The organism is Rugamonas brunnea (assembly GCF_014042345.1).
Taxonomy (GTDB): domain Bacteria; phylum Pseudomonadota; class Gammaproteobacteria; order Burkholderiales; family Burkholderiaceae_D; genus Rugamonas; species Rugamonas brunnea.
Genome location: NZ_JACEZT010000045.1, coordinates 1 through 1199 on the forward strand (window position 1 = coordinate 1; position 1199 = coordinate 1199).

Here is a 1199-nt window from a genome sequence, read left to right on the forward strand (position 1 = left end):
GGTAATCCCCCCATATTTGATGCGCTCTGAAAGTAGAGGCTAAGCGGCGAGGGCCAATTTCTGTTTTGGCGTAATTCCGCCCAAGGCCATGTTCGGCCGGTCGTGATTGTAGGTCCATAACCAACGCGTGGCAAAGTCCTGGATTTCATCGAGCGTCTCGAACAGATGATGGGCGAGCCAGTCGTAGCGAACGGTCCGGTTGTAGCGCTCGACGTAGGCGTTCTGTTGCGGCTGTCCCGGCTGGATGAACGCGATGTCGATACCGCGCCGCGCTGCCCATGCCTTGGTTGTCTCGCTGATGTACTCGGGGCCATTGTCGCAGCGGATGACACAAGGTTTGCCGCGCCATTCAATGAGCTGGTCCAAGGACCTGACGATGCGCTCCGACGGTAGCGAAAAATCCACGTCGATGATCAAACCTTCGCGATTGTAGTCGTCGATGACATTGAACAGACGGATGCTTCTGCCATCGGCCAGCTGGTCGTGCATGAAATCCATCGACCAGGTCTGGTTGATCGCGGTGGGCACAGCCAGTGGCAAAGGCTTTTCCCGCACGATCCGCTGGCGCGGCTTGATGCGCAGGTTTAGTTCAAGTTCGCGATAGATCCTGTAGACCCGCTTGTGATTCCAAGGGAAGCCCTTCACGTTACGCAAGTACAGGAAGCACAGGCCGAAGCCCCAATTGCGCTGATTATTGGTTAAACGGACCAGCCAGTCCGCGATCGCTTCATTCTCCGCATTGAGCTTGGCCTGGTAGCGGAAGCAGGTCTGGCTGATGCCAAAAGCCAGGCAGGCATTTCTGATCGTCGTACGGCCGGCATCAACGTACCAGCGCGCCATCTCACGTCGGCGAGATGGCGCTACCACTTTTTTGCCAGAGCCTCAGCGACGATCTCGGCCTTGATTCGCTCGTCCGCGTACATCTTCTTGAGCCGACGGTTTTCCTCTTCCAGCTCCTTCATACGGGCCATCAGCGAGGCGTCCATGCCGCCAAACTTGGCACGCCATTTGTAGAACGTGGCCATGCTCAGGCCGTGCTCCCGGCAGAGCTGCGGAATCGGAGAGCCAGCTTCGGCCTGCTTCAGGATGGCGATGATCTGGCTGTCGGTAAAACGGGAGGTCTTCATGCTGCAGAACTTTCAAAAATCAAATTGAGAAAATTCTACTTTCAAACGCTATCATCTGGTGGGGGGATTACC

General features: G+C 56.4%; 1 protein-coding gene. It reads right to left on the reverse strand.

Annotated features, from left to right (window positions below):
- Positions 1-39 precede the first annotated feature (39 nt).
- Positions 40-1127 (reverse strand): IS3 family transposase gene (locus H3H37_RS25390; RefSeq protein WP_229219038.1). Its coding sequence is split into 2 segments (ribosomal slippage): positions 40-866 and positions 866-1127, totalling 1089 coding nucleotides; the frame shifts between segments, so codons are not numbered across the junction.
- Between the last annotated feature and the right edge of the window lie 72 nt (positions 1128-1199).